Source organism: Allobosea sp. 2KB_26 (assembly GCF_052115715.1).
In the GTDB taxonomy this organism is placed as follows: Bacteria; Pseudomonadota; Alphaproteobacteria; order Rhizobiales; family Beijerinckiaceae; genus Allobosea.
Genome location: NZ_JBFRHE010000004.1, coordinates 137155 through 159432 on the forward strand (window position 1 = coordinate 137155; position 22278 = coordinate 159432).

The following is a 22278-nucleotide window of genomic DNA, read 5'->3' on the forward strand; positions in this document are numbered from 1 at the left end:
CTTCGGATCAGGGGCGTGACTTCAGCGCGGTCTCATAGCGCTCGCGCGCCTGCCGGACTTCGGCGCGCGATGAGGTTGCCGGCACCGCGACATCCCACCAGTGGCCGCCGGCATCGGTCGAGGCGAGCGGGTCGGTATCGATCACCACGACGCTGGTCCGCGCATGCGCGCGGGCGGCACGCAGCGCTTCGTCCAGCTCGGCGAGGCTTCCGGCCTTCGTGGCGACGGCACCGAGCGAAGCGGCATGCGCGGCAAAATCGATTGCGGGCAGCGTCTCGTGGCGGGTGTCGCGCAGCAGGTTGTTGAAGGAGGCGCCGCCCGTCGCATTCTGCAGCCGGTTGATGCAGCCGTAGCCGCGATTATCGAGCAGGACGATCGTCAGCTTCAGGCCGAGCATCACCGAGGTCGCGATCTCGGAGTTCATCATCAGATAGGAGCCGTCGCCGACCATGACGACGACCTCGCGGCTCGGATCGGCCATCTTGACGCCGAGGCCGCCGGCGATTTCGTAGCCCATGCAGGAATAGCCGTATTCCATGTGGTAGCCGCCGGGCGCGCCGGCTTGCCAGAGCTTGTGCAACTCGCCAGGCAGTCCGCCGGCGGCGCAGAGCACGACATCGGACGGCTCGCTCCAGCGCTGCACGGCGCCGATCACCTGCGCATCGCTCGGCAGGGGCTGGTTGCCGGGATCAGTGTAGCGCGCGGCGAGGCCAAGCCAGGTCTTGCCCTCGGATTCCGCCCGCTCCGTCCATGCCGCCGGGGCGCGATGCCCCGCCAGTGCCGTAGCCAGCTCGGAGAGGCCGGCCAGGGCGTCGCAGACCAGCGGAAGCGCGCGGTGCTTGCCGGCATCGAAGGCCTGCGTGTTCAGTCCGACGATCCGGCAGGCCGGGTTGGCGAAGAGTGCCCAGGAGCCGGTGGTGAAATCCTGCAGCCTCGTGCCGATGGCGAGCACCAGATCGGCCTCGCGCGCCAGCGCATTGGCAGCGGCCGTGCCGGTGACGCCGATGGCGCCGAGATTGAGCCTGTGGGTTGCGCCGAGGCTGCTCTTGCCGGCCTGCGTCTCAGCGGCGGGAATGCCGTGCGCCTCGCAGAATTCGGCGAGCGCGGCTTCGGCTCCGCTATAGAGTACGCCACCGCCGGCAATGACGAGTGGCTTCTTCGCCGCCTTGAGCAGTCTGACTGCATCGGCCAACTCCTGCTCGTCCGGGCGGGGGCGGCGTGGCGTCCAGAGCCGCTCGGCAAAGAAACTCTCGGGATAGTCATAGGCTTCGGCCTGTACGTCCTGGCAGAGCGCCAGCGTCACCGGCCCGCATTCGGCCGGATCGGTCAGGACGGCCATGGCCCGCTCGAAGGCCGGCATCAGCTGCTCCGGCCGAGTCAGTCGGTCGAAATAGCGCGAGACCGGACGAAAGCAGTCATTGGCGGAGACCGTGCCGTCGCCGAAATCCTCGATCTGCTGCAGCACGGGGTCGGGCAGGCGCCCGGCAAAGACATCGCCCGGCAGCAGCAGCAGCGGCAGGCGGTTGACATGCGCGACGGCGGCGGCCGTGACCATGTTGGTGGCACCGGGGCCGATCGAACTCGTCACCGCCATCATCCGACGCCGGCGCGAAGCCTTGGCGAAGGCGATCGCAGCATGCGCCATGGCCTGCTCGTTATGGGCGCGATAGGTCGGCAACGTGTCGCGAGCGGCATGCAGCGCCTCTCCGAGTCCGGCGACATTGCCGTGCCCGAAGATGGCCCAGACGCCCGCGAAGATCGGTACGGTCTTGCCGTCGATCACCGTCTTCTGTGCCTGCATGGCGCGTGTCAGTGCCTGCGCCATGGTGAGGCGGATCGTACCCATTGGGAGTTCCTCAGCGTTCCTGCCAGGCTGCGACCAGCCGGGCGAAGCGTTCTGCCATCATCGCGGTCGCAGCCTCGTCATTGAGGTTGCCGGCAAGCCAGCCACGCGCCGCTTCCCCGAAAATCGTGCGGCCGACGGCGAAGCCCTTGACCGATGCCGAGCCCTGCGCTGCGCGGAAGGCCTGCGCGACCGTCTCTTCCGGTGCGTCGAGGCCGAGCAGCAATACACCGCGGCAATAAGGGTCATGGCCGGCGATGACCGCATCGATCTCGCGCCATGCGGCTGGCGAGGGCTGGCCTTCGAGCTTCCACCAGTCCGGCCTGATGCCGATGGCGTAGAGCCGCGTCATCACCCGCGCGACTGTATCATCCGCGACGGCACCGTGCTTCGAGGCAATGATCTCGACGAGCAATTCCCGCCCGACCTGGCGGCAGGCGAGCGCGACGCGCTTCAGCACCTGCTCCTGCGCGCTCCTGAGAGCCTCGGAGTCGTCGGGGTGGTAGAAACACAGGCATTTGGCGACATGGCTGACCGGCCATTCGGCCAGGGCGGCGCCGAGTGATCCCGTCGCGTCGGTCTCCAGCGCGAGCGGTCGCGAGCCCGGGAGTTCAAGGGGGCGGGCGATCCAGAAGCCGTGATCCTCCGCCCGGAACAGGGCTTCGCGACCATGGATGCCGTCGACCAGCATGCCGAAGCCAGGACGTCCGTCGGCGACACGGGCCGCCGCCTTAACGGCAAGCGTCTTGAAATGGGCGATCCGCTCATGCGGCACGCCTGCCGCGTCGGCCATTTCCTCGAGCTGGGCCCGATGATCGATGGCGAGCGCCATCACGCCCGCGGGCTGCGGCAGGCGTGTCGTCGCCCAATGCACATGGTTGATCTCGCCGTCCCGGCGCAGCGCCCGGTGCGGCGAGCCATGAGCCAGGAAATATTGCAGCTCTGGAAAGGTCGGGCTTTCCGGCGAGCATAGCAGCCTGGAGACCGCGAAGGCGCCGCAGGCATTGGCGAAGGCGCAGCAGGTCGCGAGCGGCTCGTCGCGCAGCCAGCCGCGCAGGAAGCCGGACATGAAGGCGTCACCGGCACCGAGCACGTTGTAGACCTCGACCGGAAAGCCCGGCCCCTTGATTCCGTCTTCGAGCGAGGCGGGGATCGCGCCGGGAAATACCACGCAGCCCATCGGCCCGCGCTTGCAGACGATCGTCGCGGCGCTCAGGGACCGGATCGTGCGGATGGCCTGAAGCGTATCCTCCGAGCCGCCGGCGGCGTGGAGCTCTTCCTCGGTGCCGACGATCAGGTCGCAATCGGGCAGGATCGCCTGGAGATGCTCGGTCACCGTCTCGGAGCGGATATAGCGTTCCTCCCCGGCCTGGTGCCCGGCAAGCCCCCAGAGATTGGGCCGGTAGTCGACATCGAACACGACCTTGCGGCCATGTTTGCGGGCAAGCGCGATCGCCTTCTTCTGTGCTGCGGCGGCGTTGGGAATGGCAAAATGCGTGCCGGTGACGACGATCGCCCTGGCGGAGGCGATGAAGGCCTTGTCGATCTCGCTTTCCTGCAATGCGGCGTCGGCGCAGTCGGTGCGGTAGAAGATCAGCGGGAAGGTCTTCTCGTCGCGGACCCCGAGGATGACGAGTGCGGTCAGCCGCTTCGGGTCGGTGACCACGCCGCTCGTCTCGACACCCTCGCGCTCCAGCTGTTCGCGGATGAACCGGCCCATCTGCTCGTCGCCGACACGGGTGATCACGGCCGATTTCAGGCCCAGGCGCGCGGTGCCGATCGCGATATTGGTCGGGCAGCCCCCGACCGCCTTGACGAAGCTGCCCATGTCTTCAAGCCGGCCGCCGATTTGCTGGCCGTAGAGATCGACCGAGGAGCGGCCAATCGTGATGACGTCGAGCTGAGGGGCGACGGGCATGGTGCTTCGGCTTTCCGCACTAACCTGCGAGATCGGGATCGGCGCTGGCGCCGGCGTGTTCGGCGGTAGCGACCGCAAGCGCCATCGCCAGGGTGAGGCTGGCCGCCATCGAGCGGAATGCACCGAAATCTGCCTCCGCGACATCGAGCCAGAGTTCGCAGTTCTCGGCGAGCGGACTGAGCGGGCTGTCGGTCAGGGCCAGCACCGGAATGCCGCGCTGATGTGCGGCGGCAGCGATCTCGACCGTGGCAGTCGTATAGGGCGCGCAGCTGATCGCCAGGATGGCGTCGCCGGGCCCGGCAAGGGCGGCCTGCTCCTGGCCGAGGCCGCCGACATGGTCGACCAGCACCGCCCTGATGCCGAGCTTGCCGAAGGCATAGGCCAGGTAGGACACCACCGGGAACATGCGTCGTGCGCCGACGAGGACGATGGTTTGCGCCTTGGCCAGCAAGGCAGCCGCCTCTTCCAGCTGGTCGGGCCTGACAGCCGCCCTGAGCTGGGCAAGCGAGGCTTCGCTTGCCTGAATGAAGCCGTCGAGCAGCGCTGCGCTACCGTCCGAGCCTGTTCCCGCCGTTCGCAGGGCGGCCAGGCGCGCGCGATGGTCGGCGGCATGCCGGCGCAGCCGCGAGCGGAACACCTCCTGGAGTTCGCTGAAGCCGGAATAGTCGAGCGCCTGCGCGAAACGCACCAGTGTCGAGGCCTGCACGCCGGCCTTCTCCGCGATCTGCGCGGTGGAGCCGAATGCCATGTCGTCGAGATGGGCAAGTGCATGATCAGCGACTTGTTTCAGCCGCTTCGGCAGGGATGGCCGCCGTTCGCGCAACAAGGCGACGAAACGGTCGAATTCCGGCCTGTCCGTGGGCTGAGGCTGTGATCCTGATGACATGCCGGTTCCGGTTAAAGCGCCTTGACTTCAAGCGCCGATCGGCGGAATGTTTATTCCAAAATCAGACAAAGACAATCCATTCATATCAAAATTTCGCTGGGGAGCGTGGCGTCAGGTGTCAGGGAAGAACGAATTCGGTCGTGATCTGACCGGCAAGGCCGCCATCGTGACCGGTGGCAGCCAGGGGCTTGGCGAAGCCGTCGCCCGCGAGTTCCAGGCGCGCGGGATTGCTTCCCTGCTGCTGACCGGCCGCAATCGCGAGCGCGGCGAGGCGGTTGCCCGCGATCTTCGCAATGCTGGCTGCGATGTTCGTTTCCACGCCGCCGATCTTTCCGATCTCGACCAGGTCAAGTCAATCGTTCCGGCCGCCGAGGCGGCGTTCGGTCGTGTCGACATCCTGGTGAACGCCGCCGGCGATACGGATCGCGGCTCCATCCTGGAGACGACGCCCGAGCTCTACGAGCGCATCATGGCGGTCAATCTGCGTGCGCCCTTCTTCCTGATCCAGGGCGCGGCCGAGCTGATGTGCCGGCTCGGGATCGAAGGTGCCATCGTCAATATCCAGTCGATGTCGGCGCATGGCGGCCAGCCATTCCTGAGCGCCTACAGCGTCTCCAAGGGCGCGCTGGCGACGCTGACCCGCAACGCTGCCTTCGGGCTGCTCGAGCACCGTATCCGGGTCAATGGACTGAATATCGGCTGGATGGCGACGCCGGGCGAAGACGCGATCATGCGGTTGCGCCATGACGCGCAGGATGGCTGGCTCGATCAGGCTGCCGCGAGCCAGCCCTTCGGCCGCCTGCTCGACCCGCAAGAGGTCGCCCGCGCCGTCGCCTATCTGGCCTCGGCCGAATCGGGTCTGATGACAGGCTCGAACATCGATTTCGACCAGACGATTCTTGGAGCGCGGCAGTAACCCTGCCGCAGCCACAGCCTTGACGACAGGACATATGACGATGCGCATGGGATTGCTGGGTGCCGGCCGGATCGGACGCATTCATGGGTTGAACCTTGCGGCGCGCAAGGACGCGACGCTGGTTTCGGTTGCGGACGCCTTTGCGGATGCGGCGGCCTCGCTGGCGGCCGAGACCGGCGCGACCGTTGCCAGTCTCGACGCGATTCTCGCCGACAAGACGCTCGATGCGGTCCTGATCTGCACGCCGACCGACACCCATGCCGATCTGATCGAGGCCGCCGTCGCCTCCGGCAAGGCAGTGTTCTGCGAAAAGCCGGTCGATCTCGACGCCGAGCGCATCAGGGCATGCCTCAAGACCGTCGCCAAGACCGGCAGGCCACTGATGATCGGCTTCAACCGGCGCTTCGACCCGAGCTTCGCCGCGCTTCAGAACCGCCTGCGGGCCGGAGAGGCGGGCGCGATCGAGATCGTCAGCGTGATCTCGCGCGACCCCTCGCCGCCGCCGGTCGACTATGTCAAGCGCTCGGGCGGTCTGTTCCGCGACATGATGATCCACGATTTCGACATGGCCCGCTTCCTCCTCGCCGAGGAGCCGGTCGAGGTCTTCGCGCTCGGTTCGGCGCTGGTCGATCCGGCGATCGGCCAGGCCGGGGATGTCGATACGGCCGCGGTTCTGATGCGCACGGCGTCGGGCAAGATCGCGCAGATCTCCAATTCGCGCCGCGCCACATACGGCTACGACCAGCGCATCGAGGTCCATGGCTCGAAGGGCATGCTGCGGGCCGGCAATATCCACGAGACCACGGTCGAGGTCGCAACCGGCGCCGGCTTCCGGGCCGACCCGGTGCAGAACTTCTTCCTCGAGCGCTATGCCGCTGCCTATCGCGCCGAACTCGATGCCTTCGTCGCCGCCCTGAAGGGCAAGACGGCGCCGCTGCCCTCCGGAGAGGACGGCCTGAAGGCACAGATCCTGGCCGATGCGGCGACCGAATCCGCTCGCAGCGGCAAGCCGGTCTCCGTCGCACTCGGGGCGATCTGATCATGACGCCTGCTGAACTCGATCTGCGCCAATATGCCGTGCTGGGCCTCGTCCAGCAGGCCGGCTTCATGGCGCTCGACTATTTCAACAAGAGCGAAAGCCTCGGCGTCACGATGAAGGGGGCCCAGGATTGGCTCACCGTTGCCGACGGCGCGGTCGAGGATTTCCTGCGGCAGCGGCTTGCCGTGATGTTCCCGCAGGATGCGATCATCGGCGAAGAGGGCGGCGGCGAGGCCTCGGACGCGGTCTGGATCATCGACCCGATCGACGGCACCTCGAATTTCGCCCGTGGCGACCGCAACTGGTGCATCTCGATCGGGTTTCTGCTGAACGGCGTTCCCGAAATCGGCATTCTTTCTGCGCCGGCGCTGGGCGAGATCTATGTCGGACGCAAGGGGCGAGGCGCGACCCTGAATGGCGAAGCGATCAAGGTGTCGGGGCAGACCGATATCAAGCGCGCCTATGTCGAACTGGGCTGGTCGACGCGCATCCCGGCCGAACGCTATGTCGCAATGATCGGGCGCGGCTACGCCGCAGGCGCCTCGGTCAAGCGCGGTGGCTCCGGTGCGCTGGGCCTTGCCCATGTCGCGAATGGCCGGACGGAGGCCTATGCCGAACTCCATATCAACGCATGGGATGTTGCGGCCGGTGTCGTGATCGCCGCCGAAGCCGGTGCCTTTGTCAGCGATTTCTTCAGCGGGGACGGCATCGCCAGGGGCAACCCGATCCTGTGCTGCACGCCGGGACTTCGCCACGAGCTCGAACAGATCACCCAGATCGGGGGCCGGCAGGCGAACGATTGATCTTTGCCGGCAACACGTCACTATCAAGCCAACAACAAAACCAAGAACGACACGAAACGGGAGGACGACATGCAGGGATTTCAATGGCTCCGGACCGGGGTCCTGGCGGCGCTGGCCAGCGGGGCCGCTTTTGCGGCGGCGCCCGCTCAGGCTCAGGGCGCACTCGTCATGTATTGCGGCGTCCAGGAGGAATGGTGCCGCGCCATGTCGACCGCGTTCGAGCGCGATACGGGGATCAAGGTCGCGATGACCCGGAAATCGGCGGGCGAGATCTACGCCCAGCTCAAGGCGGAATCGGCCAATCCGCGCGGCGATATCTGGTGGGGTGGCACGGGTGACCCCCATCTCCAGGCGGCCGAGGAAGGGCTGACCTTCGAATATGAATCGCCGGTCAACAAGGACCTTCACGACTGGGCGCTGTCGCAGTGGAAGGCAGCACAGAAGCGCTCCGTCGGCATTTACGCGGGCGCGCTCGGCTTCGGCTACAACACCCAGCAGATCAAGCAGAAGGGCCTGAGCGAGCCGAAATGCTGGGCCGATCTGCTTGATCCGAAGCTCAAGGACGACGTCCAGGTCGCCGATCCGAACTCCTCGGGGACGGCCTACAATCTGCTCGCGACCGTGGTCCAGCTGATGGGCGAGGAGAAGGGCTTCGACTATCTCAAGAAGTTGCACAAGAACGTCAGCCAGTACACCAAGTCGGGTGCTGCCCCCGCCAAGGCCGCGAGCCTCGGCGAAACGGCCGTCGGCATCGTCTTCATCCACGACGCGGTCGTCTTCGCGGTCCAGGGAGATCCGATCAAGGCAGTCGCGCCTTGCGAGGGCACCGGCTACGAGATCGGTTCGATGTCGATCATCAAGGGCGCGCGCAATCTCGACAACGCCAAGAAGTTCTATGACTGGGCGCTGACCCCGGCGGCTCAGGCGTTGGCAGCTCCGGCCAAGTCCTATCAGGTGCCTTCCAACAAGAACTCCACGGTGCCCCCGCAGGCGCCGAAGATGTCCGAGATGAAGATGATCGACTATGACTTCGTCAAATACGGCTCGTCCGCGGAGCGGACGCGGCTGCTGACGAAATGGGACAAGGAGGTCAAGGCGCTGCCGAAGTAACTCTCCGTCCAGCGCCCTGAAGAGATCCCCTGCGATGCGTCCTGCGACACGGCTCGTCCTGCTGCTCGGCTGGCTCGGCTATGCGGTCATTCCCTGGTACCTGCCTGACGGCGTCAGTCTCAGCCAGTTCGGCTGGCTCGCGGGGTATCCCTTCGGCAAGGTCGGCACGGCGCTCGCGCTGGCCCTGTCCGGAACGGCCCCCTGGCTGCTGCCGGTTGGCGTGGCGCTGCTGGCCGTGACGCTGTTGCTCGGCCGCAGCGAGAGTGCTGCGGTCGGCAGGACCCTGATCTGGGCGGGGCTCACCGGCATGGTCCTGTTCTTCGCGCAGGGCTTTGCCATCACGCTGCAGGGCCAGGGCATACCCTGGCTCGCAGCATTGCTCGGCGGCAGCGGCGCGGCTCAGGGCGGCATGGGCTTCGGCGCCTTCCTGACGGTGCTTTCGCTCCTGCTGCTGCTCTGTCATGGGCTCGCCTATCGCGGCTTCTGCCGGGGTGACATCTTCACCACAAGCTCGATCGGCATCATCGTCCTGCTGATCGGGCTCTTCATCTTCTTCCCGGTGGCGACGATCCTGCAAAGCGCGCTTGTCGATCAGGCCGGCGCCTTCGCGCCCGGCATCTTCGTCGCGCGCCTGTTCGATTCCTCGATCTGGGGACTTGGCTGCGTCACGGCGAACACCAATTGCGGCGTCGCCTGGAACACGCTGATCCTTGCCGTGCTGACTGGGGTCATCACGACCCTGCTCGGGCTTGCCTGCGCGCTGCTCGTGCTGCGCACGCGCATGCCGGGCAAACGTGTGATGCGCGCGCTCACCGTCTTGCCGATCATCACGCCGCCTTTCGTCATCGGTCTCGCACTGATCCTGCTCTTCGGCCGCTCCGGCGTGGTCTCCGGACTGCTCTACGACTGGTTTTCGATTCCGCGCTCCCGCTGGATCTACGGGCTGCCCGGCGTGCTGCTGGCACAGGTCCTGGCCTTCGCGCCGATCGCGTTCCTCGTCCTGATCGGGGTCGTACAGGGGATCAGCCCCAGCCTGGAGGAAGCCTCGCAAACGCTGGGCGCCAAGCGCTGGGCGACGTTCCGCACGGTGACCTGGCCGCTGCTCAAGCCCGGCCTCGCCAATGCCTTCCTGCTCGGCTTTGTCGAGAGCATGGCTGATTTCGGCAACCCGTTGGTGCTCGGCGGCAATTTCGAGGTTCTGTCGACCAAGATCTTCTTCGCCGTGGTCGGCGCCGCGCATAATCAAGGGCAGGCGGCGGTGCTGGCGATGGTGCTCCTCGTCTTCACGCTCGGTGCCTTCTGGGTGCAGCAGCGCTGGCTCGGCGGCAAATCCTATACGACCGTCACCGGCAAGGGCGATTCCGGCCTGCCGGCAAAACTGCCGAAGCCGGTCACCTTCATCTCCGCACTGGTGATCGTGCCCTGGGTGGCGCTGACCTTCGTGATCTACGTGATCATCCTGATGGGTGGTTTCGTGAAGACCATGGGCCGCGACCACACCCCGACGCTGGAGCATTATCGCACCGGTTTCGCCATCGATTTCAGCCGTGGAATATTCTTCGAAGGTGCGGCCTGGGACTCGCTGTTCACGACACTGAAGGTCGCGGCGATCTCGGCCCCGCTGACGGCGGTGCTCGGCCTGCTCACCGCCTATCTGTTGATGCGGCAGCAGTTCCGCGGCCGCCACGTGCTCGAATTCACCACCATGCTGAGCTTCGCCATCCCCGGCACGGTGCTCGGCGTCGCCTATATCCTTGCCTTCAACGTGCCGCCGATCGAGATCACCGGGACCGGGCTGATCCTGATCATCGCCTTCGTCTTCCGGAACATGCCCGTCGGTGTCCGTTCCGGCATCGCCGGCCTGTCGCAGATCGACAAGAGCCTCGACGAGGCTTCGATCACCTTGCGGGCCCGCAGCTTCACCACGCTCTGGCGCGTGGTGTTGCCCCTGCTGCGCCCTGCGCTCGTCTCCGCGCTGGTCTACAGCTTCGTGCGCAGCATCACCTCGGTCAGCGCCGTGATCTTCCTGGTCTCCGCCGAGTACAACCTGGCGACGGCCTATATCGTCGGGCGCGTCGAGGCCGGCGAGTTCGGGCTCGCCATTGCCTATTCCTCGGTGCTGATCGTGGTCATGGCCGTGGGTATCGGCCTGATCCAGCTCGGCGTCGGCGAGCGCAAGCTCGGACGGCGCAGCACGATCCCGCTCGCCACATCCGCCGCACAGCCCGTCAAGTAAGGAGCAGCACTTCTCATGGCCAAGGCGGGACCTGCCTCAGTCGAATTCCGCAATGTCAGCATGCGCTATGGCGCGGTGACTGCGGTCGACAATATCAGCTTCACGATCGAGCCGGGAAAGCTGGTGACCCTGCTCGGCCCCTCCGGCTGCGGCAAGACCACGACCTTGCGCATGATCGCGGGGCTCGAGATCGCCAGCGAAGGCCAGGTGCTGATCGGCGGCAAGGATGTCACGCGGCTCTCGGCCGCTGACCGTGACGTCAGCATGGTCTTCCAGTCCTATGCGCTGTTTCCGCATATGAGCGTGCTGGAGAATGCCGCCTACGGGCCGCTGGTGAAGGGGCTGCCAAAGGCCGAGGCGCAGGACATGGCGCTGACCAAGCTCGCCCTCGTCGGCCTCAAGGGCTTCGAGAAGCGCTATCCCTCCGAGCTCTCGGGCGGCCAGCAGCAACGCGTCGCCGTGGCGCGCGCGCTGGTGCTCGAGCCGCAGGTGCTGCTCTTCGACGAGCCATTGTCGAATCTCGACGCCAAGCTCCGCCGCAAGGTGCGTGAGGAGATCCGCGAGCTGCAGCAGAGCCTCAATCTGACGGTGGCCTATGTCACCCATGATCAGGAAGAGGCGCTCGCCGTCTCCGACCGCATCATCGTGATGTCGAATGCCCGTATCGCGCAGGAGGGCTCGCCCCGTGAGCTCTATGAGGAGCCGGCCAATCCCTTCGTCGCCGACTTCATCGGCGATGCCAACATGGTTCCGGTCACGATCGCGGAGGTTTCCGAAGGCATCGCCGATGTGATGATCGGCTCGGCAAAGGTGAAATTGCCGGCGCGCGGCCTGGCGGCCGGACCGGCCAGGGCGGCGATCCGGCCCGAGAGCCTGTTGATGGGACCTGCCTCCGGGCCGGGCCTGCGCGGCACCGTCCGCAAATGCGCCTATCTCGGCAACCACCTCGATCTGATGATCGAGACCGAGGTTGGCGAACTCTTCGTCGTCCAGCCGGGCGGGCGCGATCTGCTGCCCTATGGCAGCGAAGTCGGGCTGTCCTTCGCAAATTCGGGCGTCACGCTCATTCCCCAGAGCTGAGCAGCGCTCGGCTCCTGTCGCTCCCGCCGAGCACAGGCGCCGCGCTTGCCCGCCGGCGCGCGGATCGCGCGCCAAGCATCGGCCGGAAAAGTGAATTGCGGTTTTCGGGAGAGCCGACGCAATCGCAGATGATCTGACGCAGCCTCACAGATGCCTGAGCCATTCCGCGGCCGCTTCCGCGGGCGGCCGCTCGATATTGAAGGCGCCAACGAAACCGCCCTTCTTGTCCATGAGATAGACGAGCGCGGTGTGATCCATCGTGTAATCGCCTTCCTTGAGCGGAACCTTCTTGGAATAGGCGCGATAGGCCTTGATCGTGGCGTCGATGGCGGCGCGGTCGCCGGTCAGGCCGACGATGCGCGGGTCGAAACTGCCGAGATAGCTCTTCAGCACCTCCGGTGTGTCACGCTCAGGGTCGACGCTGATGAACAGCGCGCGCAGCTTTTCGCCCTTGGGGCCGGCGGCGCGCAGGGTCTCCGAAATCTCGAAGAGCTTGGTCGGGCAGATATCCGGGCAATGGGTGAAGCCGAAGAAGACCAGGAACGGGGCGCCGCGCAGATCTGTGTCGGTCAGCGGCTTGCCTTCGGCCGTCGTCAACGCGAAGGGCCCGCCGACGCTGGAGGTCGCGCCCTGACCCTGACGCACCGGGCTGAAGGTCAGGATCGCGGCGGCGGCCAGGGCGACTGCGCCGGCCAGAAAGACCACGAGAGGCAGAATGAGGCGACGGTTCACGGGATCCTCGGAAAAAGTCGGACGGCGCGGGGCGCCTCAGAAACAGGCAACGATGGCGGCGATGAGGCCGTCGGTGAAGAGCCGGTCGCCCTCGCGCCACCAGAGCAGCAACCCGGTCAGCAGCAGCGCAAAAGCGCCGCCGCCGAGCAGCCATAGCCCGGTCCGCGAGGCCTGGGCCTCATGCTCGGCGCCTGTCTGGTCCGATTGCGTCATGACCGCGAGCATAGCCGCGCCAAGCTGAGGTCGGAAGCGGCAACCGTGACGCAGGGGAGAGAGATTGGAACGGGCGATCGGGATCGAACCGGCGACATCGCGCTTGGGAAGCGCTGCTTGGACGTTGAATCTCTCCTACGTGCTCCCAGGCGGATAGGCCGACAGGATCGCCCGGCCGCGATAAAGCGCTCGATTCCCGTCGCATCTGTTGATGGACGGTCCTGGATCATCTACCCGAAGCCGAGTGTAGCGCGATGTCATCCGGAATGCCGCGCAATGCCCGTCAGGGCCGTTCTGAGGCTAGCAGCATTCGATGTCGGTTGAGCGTTTCGACACTGTCATCCTGGGCGCGGGTGCTGCTGGAATGATGTGCGCGATCCATGCCGCATCACGCGGAGGGCGTGTTCTTATCGTCGATCAGGCCAAAGCACCCGGCGAAAAAATCCGCATTTCAGGCGGGGGTCGCTGCAACTTCACCAATATCGGCACGAGCGCACGGAATTTTCTGTCGAACAACCCTCATTTCGCAAAATCTGCGCTTGGCCGATACACGCAGCATGATTTCGTTGCGTTGGTCGAAAAGCACGGCATCGCCTATCACGAAAAGACGCTCGGGCAGCTCTTCTGCGATGATTCCGCCAAGGATATCATCGCAATGCTGATGGATGAGATGGCGCGCGCGGCATGCGAATTGCGCCTCAGAACCACGCTGGAAAGCCTTGAGCGGATCGATGACGGCTTTGCGATCACGCTCGGTGGTGATGGTGCTGCAAAAATTCGGTGCCGGCATTTTGTCGTCGCGTCCGGAGGAAAATCCATCCCGAAAATGGGGGCATCCAGCCTTGGCTACCAGATCGCCGGCCGGTTTGGTCTGGCGGTGACGGAAACGCGCCCAGCCCTGGTACCGCTGACTTTCGGTGAAGATGTCCTTGCCGGGTTTCGCGAGATTGCCGGCGTCGCCGCGGATGCGCGGATCTCGTGCGGCAAGACCACATTCGATGAGGCGCTTTTGTTCACACATCGCGGGCTTTCCGGCCCCGCGATTCTGCAGATTTCGTCGTATTGGCGCGAGAAGGAACCGATCAGGATCGCCTTCCTGCCCACGCAGGACGTGTTCGCCGACTTGCGTTCTTCCAGACAGGAAAACGGCCGCCGAAGCATCGCAAATACGCTTGGTGATCTTCTGCCGAAGCGATTGGCCGCTTATCTCGCAGATGCCCATGGTTGGATGGGGCCCATCGGCGACGCAAGCGACAAGAAGCTGGCCGCGATCGCTTCGACCGTTCAGGGCTGGGACGTCATGCCCATCGGGTCGGAAGGATACCGGACCGCGGAGGTGACGCTCGGTGGCGTCGATACGTCCGGTCTGAACTCACGGACGATGGAAGCAAGGACAGTGGACGGCCTGTACTTCATCGGTGAAGTGGTCGACGTCACGGGCTGGCTTGGCGGCTACAACTTCCAATGGGCGTGGTCATCCGGCTGGGCGGCCGGGACCGCCATCGCCGAACGCACCGGCTGAGATGCCTGAGCGCAAATTCTCAAACTGTTGAAGATGCACGCCGGCGTTCTCAGCCAGACATGGCGGAGAGTTCGAATGACCGGCACTGCTCGAGAAATAGCGCCGTAACATATTGTAGTTGGAAGGAATTGGAGCGGGCGATCGGGATCGAACCGACGACATTCAGCTTGGGAAGCGGAGCTAAGTCATTGAATTACCGCACCTGCGTTCCCCAACGTATAAACCGGCAGCGTCTTGAATGGGTGGGAATCAGACCATGCCTTCCTCATGATAGTCAGTCGCCGAGGTAGGGTTTCGCTTGAAGGTTGCGATGAACGAGACAGAACGAAGGCTTCTCTATCCGTTGGCTCTGATGGCGGCGCAGTATCTCGTTCACTGCGTGCAAGACACTGAATTGGACAGCATGGCCATGGGCGCAGGAGAGCACGCACTCACGGTGCTCTCAGAATATGGCCTCGTCACACTTAAGGGCGGGCATCGCATTCGAGGCGATTGGACGGAGGCGGGGCGGCGCTTCCTAGAAGAGACCTATAAGGTTGAGCCGTGAGGCCTGCTTCGGGTCGTAACCAGACAGACCTATAGTCTTTCAGCTCGTGCCTCTTCCAACTCCACATGTGACATGCACGTTCATATAGGAAGACACAAGCCAGGCGATGATTTGATGATCAGGCTGTTCAGCGCACTTGCCGTTTGGTTCCTTCTGACAAAGCCCGTCGCAGCCCAGACGCTGGATCCTGACGATCCGTTTCGCGTTCTGCACGCGAAATCCATCACAGTCACAACGCATCTCGGCGATGGTCGGATCAAAGACCAGAAAGGCGTGCGCTTCGTCATTCAGTCAGATTGGGAACATTCCGAGGCTGACAGGACGGCCTTTGTTGATTTGGTCATCGCCAATCCGAGCAAATTCACGAACGACACCGTCATCGTCAAGCTAATGTCGGACGCCGATATGCTATTGCTGGTGGCTGATTTTTACAAAAGCTCGCAAGACAGCGTCGTGCAGAAGCTCATGTATTTCAAGGACACCAGAAGGCGTGGGTGGGAGCGGCTACTCCCGGAGCAGAAAGCTGACTAGGCTACACCCATCTTGGTGATCGGAATGCTCGTTGACCCAAAGAACGCACTATGTCCGCAACGGGTCGAAAGCCTGCGCGTGAAAGATCGAACAGGGCACGTCAACGTGGAAATCTGTCGAGGCGATCCTTCAACATAGTGCAAAACAGCTCCTTGTTCTGCCCGCTCAAAGCAGTCGCTGCCACGTCTGTTTCATTAGCTAGCGCTTGCTGGAATCCTGGGGAATTAGGATCATGGCCCAATTTCGCCGCCTCCTCCCGCAACATCTCCAAAATACCTGGTCTCAGCCTGCCAAACTGCGTTTCGCACACGCGCATATAGGCCAGAGGCGTCGACATACTCGCTATCACGGTGCTCAAATCTTGGGCTTGAACAGTTCCGGTAAGCGGGAGGCAAAATAGCAGAAGTAGGCTTCGCATTGTTCGACCTCCGGCCCGGTCACCCGATCAACCACATATCAACGAGTGACTGTAACGGGAGTTTGGCTGAAGGCCTAAACACGCCGCTGTTTCGGTGCCGGTCAAGGCGACTAGCCCCCTTGCGCGTCGCCGGTTAGTCTTAACCCATTGAAATTACACGCTCTCGTTCCCTGGCAAGTCTTGCCCCAGAGTTCGACTTACTGGCATCGCTCGATGGAATTTTGCGCTAACGGACTGTAATAAAACAGGTTTTTGGAGCCGGCGATCGGGATCGAACCGACGACATTCAGCTTGGGAAGCGGAGCTAAGTCGTTGAATTACCGCACCTGCGTTCCCCAAACGCAAAAACCGGCAGCGTCTTGAATGGGGCGGAAGCGGACACTCAGACGGCTGATCAGTCCTGCTCCTCTCGCGGGAGTGGCCGTCCAGAGTCGACCGTGACGTAGCCCGTGTTCCAGTGATCCTTCCCTAGTTCGTAGGGATCGATCACGAACCCTACTGGCGCATCACGAAAGCCTTCTAGTACTGCTGTCCTTGTCTGGGCTTGTTCGGCATCCGCCCGCGACGAGTAAATGCCTATGAGTTTGTCGTCCGTCTCGCCGTCCCCGAGATCATGCGTATGGAAGAGCACAAATACGGTCGTCATCACGCAGAGCCTGATCCGGGGAACATCGTGACCACGTATCATGTCGCGAAAGCAGCGTCAGCAATGGGTCAGGTCGATACGGGAAACTCAAGCTAGCTTGCTATATGCGCACTGCCAGCTACAGCTACTGGCCAGCAGGGGACGGAGTAGTCAAGCGGATGCGCCGTGCGCTGATAATTTCGGGAGCAGTATGGGCTAGCTCAATTCTTGGGCTCACGCCTGTGACGGCAGTATTTGCAGCGGAGGCGCCCCCAATCAGCATGCTGTTTCGTCAAGCCACGGAGCAAGTCGAGCACGAGCTAGGGCAAAGGCTGGCCGTCATCATCCACCTCGACACGCCTAAGATGGCCTTGTTTGACGTTGCAACGGTGAGGATGACTGTTCTCCGAGACAATGCAGGACTGAAGATGATTACGGCTTACAGGCAAAGCGCCGACGAACAGCAGTGGCAGGAGGCTGTCGGAGTTTTAGCTGCCTTTATCGCTCCAAGCGCCGAAGCTGAGGAAAGGCGAAACGCGCTAAAAGATTTGCGCACTGCCACACAGAAAGTTGGAACGTCCGCGAAGCAGATTGCGCGAACGTGGATATTAGCAGCAAATAATCCGAAAAACGGAGGGCAGATGTTTATGGCTTATCAGGTTGGCGTTCAAGTCGCCGATAAAACCTGGGACCAGCCTCCGTCGGTATGGCTCCAACAAGACAACCGTCCTTAACGACGAAAGAGACTGCAACCGATTTCCGCGTTTCGGAGCCGGTCAAGGCGACCAGCCCCCTCGCGCGGCGCCTACTTAACCCATTGAAATTACACGCTCACGTTCCCTGCCAAGCCCTGCCACAGAGTTCGACTTACTGGCATCGCTCGATGCAAGTTTGCGCTAACGTACTGTAATAAAATAGATTTTGGAGCGGGCGATCGGGATCGAACCGACGACATTCAGCTTGGGAAGCTGACGTTCTACCACTGAACTACGCCCGCATGCGCTCGCAGCGACCGCAGATCAACGGCGAGGACACGAATCTCATAGCGGCTTCCGGCGCAGGTGTCATCCGGCAATCGTGCAGGGTGACGTTGCTGATTCACTCAGTCGCGAAAATGCTTCGAGAGCTTGAGCGCCTGACCCTGATAGTTCGATTTCAGGTCCGCGCCGTAGAGGGCGTCCGGGCGAGCTGCCATGTGCTCGTAGACCAGCCGGCCGACGATCTGGCCGTCCTCGATGATGAAGGGCACGTCGCGCGAGCGGACCTCGAGAACGGCGCGTGCGCCCTTGCCGCCGGCGCCGCCATGGCCGAAGCCGGGGTCGAAGAAGCCGGCATAATGGACGCGGAACTCGCCGACGAGCGCATCGAATGGCGTCATCTCGACGGCATAGTCTGGGGGCACATGCACCGCCTCCTTCGAGGCCAGGATATAGAACTGGTCGGGATCGAGGATCAGGGAGCGCGAGGCGTCCGCCTGGATCGGCTCCCAGAAATCGGCGACGCGATAGGCGCCGACCCGGTCGACATCGACGAGTGCGGTATGGCGCTTGCCGCGATAGCCGACGAGACCGTCGAAGCCGGCAAGGTCGACACTGACGGCGACGCCGCTCTGGAAGGAGGGAGTGGCCGCGCTGACCAGCGTCTCGCGCTCGTGCAGTTCGCCCAGAGTGCGGTCGTCGAGCCGGGCATCGCCGGCGCGGAAGCGGATCTGAGAGAGCCGCGAGCCGGAGCGCACCAGGACCGGGAAGGTGCGTGGCGAGATCTCGATGAAGAGCGGGCCCTCATAGCCTTCCTCGACCAGATCGAATTCGCGCGCCCGGTCGGTGATGACGCGGGTGAAGACGTCGAGCCGACCCGTCGAGCTCTTCGGGTTGGCGGCGGCGCGCAGGCCCTGGGGCAGCGCCAGCCCTTCCATCAGCTCCGCGACATAGACGCAGCCGGTCTCCAGCACGGCGCCCCTGGTCAGGTCGATCTCATGCAGGGCGAGCTGGTCGAGCCGTCGCGCGACGGTCGATCCCGGGCCGGGCAGAAAGCTGGCGCGGACGCGATAGGCCTTGTCGCCGAGCCTGAGGTCGAGGCTGGCCGGCTGGATCTGGCCCTCCGCGGGCGGGCGCGCGAGCTTGATCACACCCTCCTCGATGAAGGCACGGATGCGGCTGTCGGGCTGGATGCCGGGCAGGAAGGGCAGCATGAGCGTCGGACCTGTTCAGCCTGAGCTAGCGAAGCCTGGCGCAAGGGCCCAGGCGGGCCAGTCCTATCGCCCGTTTTCGGGGCGGTTGTCCATGCGGGAATCATTCTGTCCGCCGCCGCGCCGGGCCGGACGCAGGACTGGCCAGCGCGGCTTCGGGATTGACGCTGCCGCCGGCCGGTCCATAACAGGGACGTCGTTCCCGGCCCAATTCCGCCCGCCGGCGAACCGCAACGGCACGGAGCCGCTGAGCATGTATCAGGCGCAAACCCGAGGCGTGCGCGTGACCGCCGTTCCCGAGTTCATGGAACGGGAATCCGCCCATGAGCAGGGTCGCTATTTCTGGGCCTATACGATCGAGATCGTGAACCAGTCGCGACAGACCGTGCAGTTGATGACCCGCCACTGGTTCATCACCGATGGCCGTGGTGAGGTCCATGAAGTGCGCGGCGATGGCGTGGTCGGCAAGCAGCCGGTGCTGCGGCCGGGCGAGAGCTTCAGCTACACCTCGGGCTGCCCGCTGATGACGCCCGACGGCTCGATGCGCGGCTATTACGCCATGCTGGGAGAGGATGGCGTGGTCTTCGATGTCGAGGTGCCGCTGTTCCCGCTTGATTCCCCCTATGTGAAGAAGGTTCTGCATTGACCATTCCGACCACGGCCGCGCGGCGCTACACGCCGCTCGAAATGCTGTCGCGCCTCGTCGCCTTCGACACGGTGAGCGCCAAATCCAATCTCGATCTCATCGCCTTCGTGGCGGATTATCTCGAGAGCTGGGGCGTGTCCTCGATCCGGATTCCCAATGCCGAGAGCGACAAGGCGGCGCTTTTCGCCACGATCGGCCCGGCCGATCGTGGTGGCATCGTCCTCTCCGGCCATACCGATGTCGTGCCCGTCGCGGGCCAGGCCTGGTCGAGCGATCCCTTCACTCTGCGCATTGCCGATGGCAGGGCCTATGGCCGGGGCGCCGTCGATATGAAGGGCTTTGTGGCACTGGGGCTTGCCCTGGTTCCGGATTTCCTGGCCGCCAGACTGACGACGCCGATCCACCTCTTCCTGTCCTATGACGAGGAACTCACCTGTCTTGGCGTGGTGGACGGCATTGCCCGCATGGGCCGCGATCTGCCGCTGCCGCGCGCTGTCATCGTCGGCGAGCCAACTTCGCTCGAAATTGCCGACGCCCATAAGGGCATCCGCACCTTCAATACCGTCGTCACCGGCTTCGCCGCCCATTCCTCTAAGCCGCATCTCGGCGCCAGCGCCGTCCATGCCGGGGCGTTGCTCGCTGCCGAGCTCGACCGGATGGCGCAGGAGCTGATGGAGCGGGCCGACCCGGCAGATCGCTTCGATCCGCCCTACGACACGGTCCATGTCGGCAAGTTCCATGGCGGCATTGCCCGCAACATCCTGGCCGATCGCTGCGAGCTCGGCTGGGAGGTGCGCACCCTGCCGGGCTCGGATCCGGACGAGGTGCCGGATCGCTTCGCCGCCTATGCCGAAACGGTGCTCGCGCGCATGCGCCGGACGGCGCCGTCCTCGACGATCACGACCGTGATGACATCGGATGTGCCGGGCCTCGGGCCCGATGCCGGCTCGACGGCGGAGGCCCTCACCATGCGGCTTGCCGGCCGCAACAGCACGATTGCCGTGCCCTATGCGACCGAGGCTGGGCATTTCCAGCGCGCCGGCCTGCCCACGGTCGTCTGCGGCCCGGGCTCGATCGATCAGGCGCATCAGCCTGACGAGTTCATCACGCTCGAGCAGCTCGCCGCCGGCGAGGCATTCATGCGTGATCTGATGGAGAGCTGCCGGAGCTGAGAGGCTCTGAGCCCCCGCATGGGTGACGGCAGGCCGCCGGGGCGAGCGTCGCCTCGGTGCGTTGGGGGCGAGGTCTGCCCAGCCAGCCGCAGCCCGATGTTCTGCCGTTCAGCGCGCCCCGGGCGCACCGTCCGGGCCAGGTGCGTCGTCTTGCCCGTGCTGAACTTGCTCGCATAACGCCGTACACGTCGCAGCGCAGTGCCCGTTCAAGGGCGCCTGCGCTGTCTTGCCTCGCTTGCGCGCGGCACGCTTCACTGGAAAATGCATACGCTTAGTAATAATGTATGCGGACATTGATTGGATGTAGCGAGCGATGATCCATTGCTCGCCGAACTCTGGTGAAGCGATGGAAAACGCGTCAAACTCGGCGCTCGCCCGCGGGAAACCTGCCTCGGCAGCGGCATGGGTGAGGAGCTGAGATGTTCGGTCTGACCGCACTCGAGCTGGCCCGTATCCAGTTCGGCTTCACCATCTCGTTCCACATCATCTTCCCGGCGATCACGATCGGGCTCGCGAGCTATCTCGCCGTGCTGGAAGGCCTGTGGCTGTGGAAGCGCGACACCGTCTATCGCGACCTCTACCATTTCTGGTCGACGATCTTTGCCGTGAATTTTGCCATGGGCGTCGTCTCGGGGCTGGTCATGGCCTACCAGTTCGGCACGAACTGGAGCTATTTCTCCTCTTTTGCCGGCAGCGTCACCGGGCCGCTCCTGACCTATGAGGTGCTGACCGCGTTCTTCCTCGAGGCCGGCTTCCTCGGAGTCATGCTCTTCGGCTGGAACAAGGTCGGACCTGGCCTGCATTTCTTCGCGACGATCATGGTCGCGCTGGGCACGCTCGTCTCGGCGACCTGGATTCTTGCGTCCAACAGCTGGATGCAGACCCCGCAGGGCTTCGAGATCATCGACGGTCGGGTCATCCCGGTCGACTGGCTGAAAGTCATCTTCAACCCGTCCTTCCCCTATCGTCTCGTGCATATGACCATCGCCGCCTTTCTCGCGACGGCCCTGTTCGTCGCCGCCTCCGGCGCCTGGCATCTGCTGCGCGGGCGCGACACGCCGGCGGTCAGGACGATGCTGTCGATGGCGATGTGGATGCTGCTGGTCGTCGCGCCGCTGCAGGTTGCCGTTGGCGATGCGCATGGCCTGAACACGCTCAAATATCAGCCGGCCAAGATCGCCGCGATGGAAGGACACTGGGAGAACAAGCCCGGTGAGGGGGTGCCGCTGGTGCTGTTCGGCTGGCCCGACATGGCGGCGGAGACGACGCGCTACAAGCTCGAGATCCCCCGCCTGGGAAGCCTGATCCTGACCCATGACTGGAATGGACAGATTCAGGGCCTGAAAGAGTTCGCCCCCGAGGACCGGCCCAATTCGACCATCGTGTTCTGGAGTTTCCGCATCATGGTCGGCCTCGGCTTCCTCATGCTGGCGCTCGGCCTCTGGAGCGTGTGGCTGCGCTGGCGCGGAGGATTGTACGAGTCGAAGCTGTTCCTGCGCTTTGCCTTGCTGATGGGGCCGTCGGGGCTGGTCGCCATCCTCGCAGGCTGGTTCACGACGGAGATCGGTCGTCAGCCCTGGATCGTCTATGGCGTGATGCGAACGAAGGACGCCGTCTCCAACCACTCGGCACTGGCGCTGTCGGCGACGCTGATCGTCTTCATCGTCATGTACATCGCGGTCTTCGGAACCGGTGTCAGCTACATGCTGAAGCTGGTGGGACATGGTCCCGAGAGCCACGGCCCGGAGCCGGAGGCCCATGGCGATGAGCTCTTGAACCAACGCCCGGCCCGGCCGCTCTCGGCCGCGCCGGATCACCTCGATGCCCCCAGCGGCGCCGGCAAGGGAGCGTGA

The 22278-nt window shown here is 64.2% G+C and carries 19 protein-coding genes and 1 tRNA gene; 13 read left to right on the plus strand and 7 right to left on the minus strand.

Annotated features, from left to right (window positions below):
- Positions 1–7: 7 nt before the first annotated feature.
- Genes iolD through AB4099_RS14115 form a run of 3 tightly spaced genes read right to left on the minus strand, consistent with a single transcriptional unit; the run spans position 8 to position 4647 of the window.
- Positions 8–1846, minus strand: coding sequence for a 3D-(3,5/4)-trihydroxycyclohexane-1,2-dione acylhydrolase (decyclizing) (iolD, locus tag AB4099_RS14105; protein WP_441478522.1), 1839 nt, complete (start codon positions 1844–1846; stop codon positions 8–10).
- Between the two features lie 10 nt (positions 1847–1856).
- On the minus strand, positions 1857–3761 hold the full coding sequence (locus AB4099_RS14110) for a bifunctional 5-dehydro-2-deoxygluconokinase/5-dehydro-2-deoxyphosphogluconate aldolase (protein ID WP_441478523.1): 1905 nt from the start codon (positions 3759–3761) through the stop codon (positions 1857–1859).
- Positions 3762–3780: 19 nt separating this feature from the next.
- Positions 3781–4647 (minus strand): MurR/RpiR family transcriptional regulator, encoded by an 867-nt coding sequence (locus tag AB4099_RS14115; protein ID WP_441478524.1) that lies wholly within the window; start codon positions 4645–4647, stop codon positions 3781–3783.
- Between the two features lie 115 nt (positions 4648–4762).
- Here AB4099_RS14115 and AB4099_RS14120 point away from each other — a divergent pair, with 115 nt between their 5' ends.
- From AB4099_RS14120 to AB4099_RS14145, 6 genes are all read left to right on the plus strand, one after another.
- Entirely contained in the window at positions 4763–5563 is an 801-nt protein-coding gene (locus AB4099_RS14120; RefSeq protein ID WP_441478525.1) for an SDR family oxidoreductase, read from the plus strand.
- 34 nt (positions 5564–5597) lie between these two features.
- Positions 5598–6602, plus strand: coding sequence for an inositol 2-dehydrogenase (iolG, locus tag AB4099_RS14125; RefSeq protein WP_441478526.1), 1005 nt, complete (start codon positions 5598–5600; stop codon positions 6600–6602).
- A 2-nt stretch (positions 6603–6604) separates the two neighbouring features.
- Entirely contained in the window at positions 6605–7405 is an 801-nt protein-coding gene (locus tag AB4099_RS14130; protein ID WP_441478527.1) for an inositol monophosphatase family protein, read from the plus strand.
- 69 nt (positions 7406–7474) lie between these two features.
- Positions 7475–8515, plus strand: coding sequence for an ABC transporter substrate-binding protein (locus tag AB4099_RS14135; protein WP_441478528.1), 1041 nt, complete (start codon positions 7475–7477; stop codon positions 8513–8515).
- 34 nt (positions 8516–8549) lie between these two features.
- On the plus strand, positions 8550–10751 hold the full coding sequence (locus AB4099_RS14140) for an ABC transporter permease (protein WP_441478529.1): 2202 nt from the start codon (positions 8550–8552) through the stop codon (positions 10749–10751).
- 15 nt (positions 10752–10766) lie between these two features.
- The gene (locus AB4099_RS14145) at positions 10767–11831 is read left to right on the plus strand and encodes an ABC transporter ATP-binding protein (protein ID WP_441478530.1); all 1065 of its coding nucleotides are present in this window, start codon (positions 10767–10769) and stop codon (positions 11829–11831) included.
- 144 nt (positions 11832–11975) lie between these two features.
- On the opposite strand, the gene AB4099_RS14150 is transcribed toward AB4099_RS14145, so the two are convergent.
- Both AB4099_RS14150 and AB4099_RS14155 read right to left on the minus strand, forming a co-directional pair.
- Entirely contained in the window at positions 11976–12563 is a 588-nt protein-coding gene (locus AB4099_RS14150; protein ID WP_441478531.1) for an SCO family protein, read from the minus strand.
- A 36-nt stretch (positions 12564–12599) separates the two neighbouring features.
- On the minus strand, positions 12600–12776 hold the full coding sequence (locus AB4099_RS14155; protein WP_161783814.1) for a hypothetical protein: 177 nt from the start codon (positions 12774–12776) through the stop codon (positions 12600–12602).
- A 313-nt stretch (positions 12777–13089) separates the two neighbouring features.
- On the opposite strand from AB4099_RS14155, the gene AB4099_RS14160 reads away from it, so the two are divergent.
- From AB4099_RS14160 to AB4099_RS14175, 4 genes are all read left to right on the plus strand, one after another.
- Positions 13090–14298 carry a BaiN/RdsA family NAD(P)/FAD-dependent oxidoreductase gene (locus AB4099_RS14160; RefSeq protein ID WP_441478532.1) on the plus strand — a complete coding sequence of 403 codons (1209 nt, stop codon included), beginning with the start codon at positions 13090–13092 and terminating at the stop codon, positions 14296–14298.
- A gap of 310 nt (positions 14299–14608) precedes the next feature.
- Positions 14609–14845, plus strand: a complete 237-nt coding sequence (locus AB4099_RS14165; protein ID WP_113515620.1) for a hypothetical protein — start codon at positions 14609–14611, stop codon at positions 14843–14845.
- A 114-nt stretch (positions 14846–14959) separates the two neighbouring features.
- Positions 14960–15376 (plus strand): hypothetical protein, encoded by a 417-nt coding sequence (locus AB4099_RS14170; protein WP_441478533.1) that lies wholly within the window; start codon positions 14960–14962, stop codon positions 15374–15376.
- A 1324-nt stretch (positions 15377–16700) separates the two neighbouring features.
- The gene (locus AB4099_RS14175; protein ID WP_113516790.1) at positions 16701–17153 is read left to right on the plus strand and encodes a hypothetical protein; all 453 of its coding nucleotides are present in this window, start codon (positions 16701–16703) and stop codon (positions 17151–17153) included.
- A gap of 188 nt (positions 17154–17341) precedes the next feature.
- Here the strand turns inward: AB4099_RS14175 and AB4099_RS14180 are convergent.
- Both AB4099_RS14180 and AB4099_RS14185 read right to left on the minus strand, forming a co-directional pair.
- Positions 17342–17416, minus strand: a tRNA-Gly gene (locus tag AB4099_RS14180).
- Between the two features lie 105 nt (positions 17417–17521).
- Positions 17522–18610, minus strand: coding sequence for a 2'-deoxycytidine 5'-triphosphate deaminase (locus tag AB4099_RS14185; RefSeq protein WP_441478534.1), 1089 nt, complete (start codon positions 18608–18610; stop codon positions 17522–17524).
- A 250-nt stretch (positions 18611–18860) separates the two neighbouring features.
- On the opposite strand from AB4099_RS14185, the gene apaG reads away from it, so the two are divergent.
- The 3 genes from apaG (at position 18861) to AB4099_RS14200 (ending at position 22278) form a co-directional block, all read left to right on the plus strand.
- On the plus strand, positions 18861–19253 hold the full coding sequence (gene apaG / locus AB4099_RS14190; RefSeq protein WP_069878462.1) for a Co2+/Mg2+ efflux protein ApaG: 393 nt from the start codon (positions 18861–18863) through the stop codon (positions 19251–19253).
- Positions 19250–20425, plus strand: coding sequence for an acetylornithine deacetylase (gene argE, locus AB4099_RS14195; protein ID WP_441478535.1), 1176 nt, complete (start codon positions 19250–19252; stop codon positions 20423–20425). Before apaG ends, argE begins: the two co-directional genes overlap by 4 nt.
- Before the next feature lie 419 nt (positions 20426–20844).
- Positions 20845–22278: a cytochrome ubiquinol oxidase subunit I gene (locus AB4099_RS14200; RefSeq protein WP_441478536.1), complete on the plus strand. Its 1434-nt coding sequence runs from the start codon at positions 20845–20847 to the stop codon at positions 22276–22278.

What these genes read in the sequence shown, in the direction of transcription:
- iolD (WP_441478522.1), bottom strand. Translation starts at nt 1,846, where the DNA reads ATGGGTACGATCCGCCTCACCATGGCGCAGGCACTGACACGCGCCATG.
- AB4099_RS14110 (WP_441478523.1), bottom strand. Translation starts at nt 3,761, where the DNA reads ATGCCCGTCGCCCCTCAGCTCGACGTCATCACGATTGGCCGCTCCTCG.
- AB4099_RS14115 (WP_441478524.1), bottom strand. Translation starts at nt 4,647, where the DNA reads ATGTCATCAGGATCACAGCCTCAGCCCACGGACAGGCCGGAATTCGAC.
- iolG (WP_441478526.1), top strand. Translation starts at nt 5,598, where the DNA reads ATGACGATGCGCATGGGATTGCTGGGTGCCGGCCGGATCGGACGCATT.
- AB4099_RS14130 (WP_441478527.1), top strand. Translation starts at nt 6,605, where the DNA reads ATGACGCCTGCTGAACTCGATCTGCGCCAATATGCCGTGCTGGGCCTC.
- AB4099_RS14135 (WP_441478528.1), top strand. Translation starts at nt 7,475, where the DNA reads ATGCAGGGATTTCAATGGCTCCGGACCGGGGTCCTGGCGGCGCTGGCC.
- AB4099_RS14140 (WP_441478529.1), top strand. Translation starts at nt 8,550, where the DNA reads ATGCGTCCTGCGACACGGCTCGTCCTGCTGCTCGGCTGGCTCGGCTAT.
- AB4099_RS14145 (WP_441478530.1), top strand. Translation starts at nt 10,767, where the DNA reads ATGGCCAAGGCGGGACCTGCCTCAGTCGAATTCCGCAATGTCAGCATG.
- AB4099_RS14155 (WP_161783814.1), bottom strand. Translation starts at nt 12,776, where the DNA reads ATGACGCAATCGGACCAGACAGGCGCCGAGCATGAGGCCCAGGCCTCG.
- AB4099_RS14160 (WP_441478532.1), top strand. Translation starts at nt 13,090, where the DNA reads ATGTCGGTTGAGCGTTTCGACACTGTCATCCTGGGCGCGGGTGCTGCT.
- AB4099_RS14165 (WP_113515620.1), top strand. Translation starts at nt 14,609, where the DNA reads ATGAACGAGACAGAACGAAGGCTTCTCTATCCGTTGGCTCTGATGGCG.
- AB4099_RS14170 (WP_441478533.1), top strand. Translation starts at nt 14,960, where the DNA reads ATGATCAGGCTGTTCAGCGCACTTGCCGTTTGGTTCCTTCTGACAAAG.
- AB4099_RS14175 (WP_113516790.1), top strand. Translation starts at nt 16,701, where the DNA reads ATGCTGTTTCGTCAAGCCACGGAGCAAGTCGAGCACGAGCTAGGGCAA.
- AB4099_RS14185 (WP_441478534.1), bottom strand. Translation starts at nt 18,610, where the DNA reads ATGCTGCCCTTCCTGCCCGGCATCCAGCCCGACAGCCGCATCCGTGCC.
- apaG (WP_069878462.1), top strand. Translation starts at nt 18,861, where the DNA reads ATGTATCAGGCGCAAACCCGAGGCGTGCGCGTGACCGCCGTTCCCGAG.
- AB4099_RS14200 (WP_441478536.1), top strand. Translation starts at nt 20,845, where the DNA reads ATGTTCGGTCTGACCGCACTCGAGCTGGCCCGTATCCAGTTCGGCTTC.